Below are 5,074 nucleotides of genomic sequence, written 5' to 3' on the forward strand. Positions count from 1 at the left end.
CTGGTACATGCTAAAGATCTTCGATCTTAACAGAGATGTTGTTAAAAAAAGCAAGTTATATTTTTTGCTGCTTGTATTTGACTGCCACATTTTTTGCGCATGGGCAGGGCGATACCAAAACCATAAGCACGGGTAGCTATATCATAGATATGGGCGTTGAACCACAAACTGTGGCTAACGGCCTAAAACCCTATGGCTTAGTCTATGAACTGGTATCTGACTACCAGGTGCCGGTAATCTGGTCTATAAGAAACAATAAAGTCCTTAACCTGGAAGACTTTACTTATAATGATAAGGATTACAAAGGTGGTCCATTCATTATAGAAGCCAAACACTTAACTCAGCCTATAAAAGATGTAATTTCTGCCTGGGAGACTAAAGGCGTGATAGGGGAGTATACCACATCACCAGTTGATGTGCCTGTATATGACTACATAATCACAGTACCCAAAATCTTTATTTTTAATAAGAATTTAAGTCTTACAACAGCATTAACCTACATCAATAACAATGCTGAAATTACCAATTGGGAAACTAGCAATAACCTATCTGCTATTAACGCGTGCAGTGATCTTTTTGTGTCTGTAGATGCAGAAATTACCAATGCGGAGGTCGCTGGTATGTATGATTTTGTAAATAGTGGTGGAAGTGTATTTCTACAAGGAAAATCCGCTAGTCAGATGTCTGCCCTTAACCCTGCTGGTAACGCACTTAACCTTTTATCTGACGGCCGACTCTACTGTTATGATGCTGGTGAATGCGGTTTAGATCCGGCTCATAATCAAAACCCAAGCGCTCCATTTGACTATGATTTAAGCTACGGAAATCAGTCAATTATGCAGTTTTTAGGCACAGACCTGCATTTAGCCACCGAGCAGAATGATTTAGGCACGACTGAGACCTGGTATTTGCCTTTTTCACTGTGGAATGCCTCAACAGCACTTCCGATAACTACACAAGATGTAAATCCGATTTTCACATCAACTAAGGGCGCCATCGTAGCGTATGGTAGGGCATATGGCAATAACAATGCTGGCAATGCACTTTTTGTAGCAGGTAATAATTTGAATGGAGGGGCTGATGCAGCTGCAAATGTAGCTGCTCAACGCTTGTTAATGAATCTAATCATGCAAACCGGTATCGATCAGTCTGGTTCGGCTGAGCTTACAGGGTCGGAAAATATCATAGCAGGGCAGGCCAATGATTTTGATGTTGATGTAGCAAATATATCCGCTACAGACTCTGTTTTTACCACCAACTGCGCTGATTTAAGCATTACCTCTTCTGGTATCGTAACAGCGGCCACTACGAATTCCAGATATACATGTGACCTTTCTGTAGTCGCCTCAGATGCCTGTGGTAGAAGTGCCTATTCCAGTAAAACAATTACTGTTTATCCCGTAAACTCAGCACCTGAAGCTACGGCAGACTCAATAGTCACAATAGGCAATCAAAAACAAATCATCGATGTGTTGTCCAATGATTCTGACAATCAACCAGATGACCGACTAATCATAACTGAGATCGTTAGGTCGCCTGCTTTTGGCACGGTGCAGATTGTTGACAACAGATTGGAGTACACCGGAGCTGATGATCTTTATATTGCAGATACCTTGTCTTATCGCATTTGTGATGATGGTTTACCATCATTATGTGCCATAACAACCGTTTATATTACCAACTTACTGCAGATCAATACTGCGCCTCAACTCAATCCACAACAGTTTACAGTTACTGCCGGTCTAAATCAGGAGATATGTTTAGAGGCTCTTGATGCTGAAGAAGACGAGATGAAGGTAACTGTAGTCGATTATGCTGGTGAGAGCACAATCACACTTGATCCTGATGACTTATGCTACTACTTTCAGGCTCCAGAATCCTTTACCGGAACTGAAACCATGACTGTAACGGTCTGTGATATTAGAGAAAACTTTCTGTGCACAGAAACAGAAGTAACTATTGATGTAAAGCCACCTAATAATGCACCTATCATTGCCGATCAGGAGTTTACGGTGATGGCTGGTGAGTTAAACAACTTATGTGTGGCGGCTAATGACCCTGATGATGATGGCATTTCTTTAACAAGTATTGCCGATAACTCAGAAGCACAAATCAATAATGACGATTTATCAGATTTATGTTTCAGTTACAAGGCGGGAGTAAGTTTTACAGGAACAGATGTACTTACGGTAGAAATCTGCGATGATGATGAAGCCAACCCTTTGTGTACGAAGGCAACAATTACTATCAATGTTTTATCACCAAACAAAGCACCTGTTATAGAAGACCAGTCTTTTACAGTTACAGCTGGTGTGGCTACAGAGGTTTGTTTGGAAGCCTCAGACCCAAATGATGATGATCTGGAGTTATTTATTATCAATAACAATCCTGATGCGAGCGTAGGCCCGTCCGCATCACTTTGTCTAAACTATCAAAGCGCCCCGGATTTTACTGGTAAGGTAGAAATCGCAGTGGAAGTATGTGATCAGGATATAGAAAACAGATTATGCACCCAGGCCACCGTCACACTTATGGTAGAGCCGCCAACGATCGTAATTAGTAAAGCTTTGACACCAGACGGAAACGGAGATAATGATATTTTCTTCATTGAAAATATAGAGTCATATCCGGACAATGTGGTGCAGGTTTTTGATAGATGGGGTGGAGTGGTTTACGAAACCACCGGCTATAATAATGACACTAACAACTGGACAGGTACAAATAGTACCAAGGAGACTCCTGCAGGTACTTATTATTATATAGTAAAGCTGCCTAAAACGGGTGAGTTATTTAAAGGATATGTTGAGTTGATTAAATGAAAGCGATAAAAACCATATTGCTGTTTATGCTTATAGCCGCTGCTTTTGAGTCTGCAGGGCAACAGCTGAGTCAGCTTACCATGTACAATCGATCGCTAATATTATACAATCCGGCATTTACAGGTAGTGACGATGCTTTATCGCTTACACTATTTCATCGCAGTCAGTGGGCAGGTCTCGAAGGAGCCCCTTCTACGCAAGCACTTTTGGCACATACCCCAATAATGAAGAGCATGGCCATAGGCGCCTCTGTTTATAATGATCAGCTCGGGCCTCATGATAATTTTAAATTTACTGGCAATTACGCCTACCGAATTAGAAAAAGCAGTAATAACTATTTATCCTTTGGCCTACAGGTAAGTTATGCCTATTTCAGGTCAGACTTCAGCAGTTTGAGCGAAGGGGTTTTTCAGCCTAATGACCCACAACTACAGGGAATTGTAGTCGAAGAAGGAACTCCTGAGTTTGGAGCTGGTATTGCCTTGGTGAAACCAAAATTTAGCCTTGGATTTTCTTCACTAAACCTTGTACCCAAAGAATCGGTAGTTACGGATTCTTCGAGCGTAGCATTGGGGCGCACCAATCATTTCCTTTACGGAAGCTACAATATAAAAGCTAGTCCGTTGCTTTCAATAAGACCTACATTTTTGGTGAAGTATGTTACAGACTTACCCACTTCATTTGATGCAGGCGTACGATTTGAATATAAAGAAGCGATCATGGCTGGCTTAAATTACCGCCAAAATGAGTCTTTGGCATTTGCCTTACAACTTAAGATCAATCAACAATTATCAGTAGGTTATGCTTACGATTGGCTTTTAGGTGATGTTTCTGCACTGAGTAATGGCTCTAATGAGCTGTTTGTGAGTTACGTTTTTAAATTTAGTGAAAACTTAAGTAGCCCCCGATAGATGAAAGGTTTTGCCATATCACAAAAGCTTCTCTATAGTGTTGTTATATCAGGCACACTATTGTTTCTATCAGAAATTTGTCGTGCACAAGCTATTTGGGATAAAGTAAAATCTACCCATGAGTTGGCCGATATGCACTACGAGGAGGGTAACTACGAAAAGGCCATCGAACTATACAGACATCTGGTAATCAATCAGAAGGCAAATAATACAGTTTTTGTAAGACTAGGGCGTATGTCTTACGCTCTCAATGATTATAAAACCAGTGTAAAATGGTTTGAGCGATATAAAAACACCACGCCACTCACCCAAGATGACTTGTTGATGTACGCCAATGCCCTGGCAGGGACGGGTCGATTGTCAGAAGCTGCCGACACTTACACCTCATATATGGATAAATACGGTACAAATGATTGGTTGGCACTCAAGGTGTGGAGGCTCAATAATTTGAGTTATTTATATGAAGACTCACTTACCTACAGCGTAAAACCCACCTCAGTCAACAGTGAGTTTTCGGAAATACCTATGGCTTATTACAACGATGGTCTACTATTTATTTCTGACCGTGACCAGTCTTTTCAGGCTAAAAATCACACTACCAAAAGCACCGGACGCAGTCCATATGCCCTTTATCAGACGGTTAACCTATGGCCTTCTACCTCAACTTCGTTACAGAAAGTTGAAATAGAACCTTCTAACCTAATTCGAAAGGGAGGGTATCACGTGGCAGGCCTGAGTTTCAGTGAAAATGATGGGCAAATGGTATATGCCAAAAATGTGAAGATGGCTGATGACCTCAAGCAGCCTCTCCAACTCTTTACAAAAAGCATAGAGGAAAGTACGGAAGGCAAGAGAATTGGCTTTGGAGAGAGTAAATTTTCTATCAAACACCCTTCAATTTCACCTGATGGCAATACACTTTACTTCTCAGCAGAGTTGCCTGATAGTTATGGAGGTTTTGATTTATATAAAAGCAACCACTCAAATGGCACCTGGTCTGAGCCAGTGAATTTGGGGCCATCAATCAATACACCCGGCAATGAAGCATTTCCATTTATGCACAAATCTGGGGTGCTGTATTTTAGCTCTGATGGTTTACCGGGTTTTGGTGGTTACGATTTATTTAAAATTGACATTAACAACACTACTGCAGAACCGCAAAATATGGGATATCCTCTAAATAGTAGTGCCGATGATTTTTCATTGATCCTAAACGGAATTGGGGATCGGGGGCACTTTGCTTCTAATAGAAGGATGGGTGGTTTGAATGATGATATTTTTGTTGTAGAAATAGATTTACAAGAATACCCGCTCACCATAAAAGGCCTGCTTAAGTTTAAAAAT

3 protein-coding genes are annotated in these 5,074 nt (G+C 41.0%); all 3 read left to right on the forward strand.

Annotated elements, in window-relative coordinates; all coding sequences use genetic code 11:
- Positions 1 to 77 precede the first annotated feature (77 nt).
- Complete coding sequence (locus E1176_RS06235) at positions 78 to 2,819, forward strand: Ig-like domain-containing protein (RefSeq protein WP_185152666.1); 2,742 nt, start codon at positions 78 to 80, stop codon at positions 2,817 to 2,819.
- A complete protein-coding gene (locus tag E1176_RS06240) occupies positions 2,816 to 3,730 on the forward strand; it encodes a PorP/SprF family type IX secretion system membrane protein (RefSeq protein ID WP_155209706.1) in 915 nt (304 codons plus the stop codon). The genes E1176_RS06235 and E1176_RS06240 overlap by 4 nt, the downstream gene beginning before the upstream one ends.
- On the forward strand, positions 3,731 to 5,074 hold a 1,344-nt coding region (locus tag E1176_RS06245), incomplete at its 3' end, for a tetratricopeptide repeat protein (protein WP_155209707.1).

Origin of the sequence: Fulvivirga aurantia (assembly GCF_009711475.1) — a bacterium.
Taxonomy (GTDB): domain Bacteria; phylum Bacteroidota; class Bacteroidia; order Cytophagales; family Cyclobacteriaceae; genus Fulvivirga; species Fulvivirga aurantia.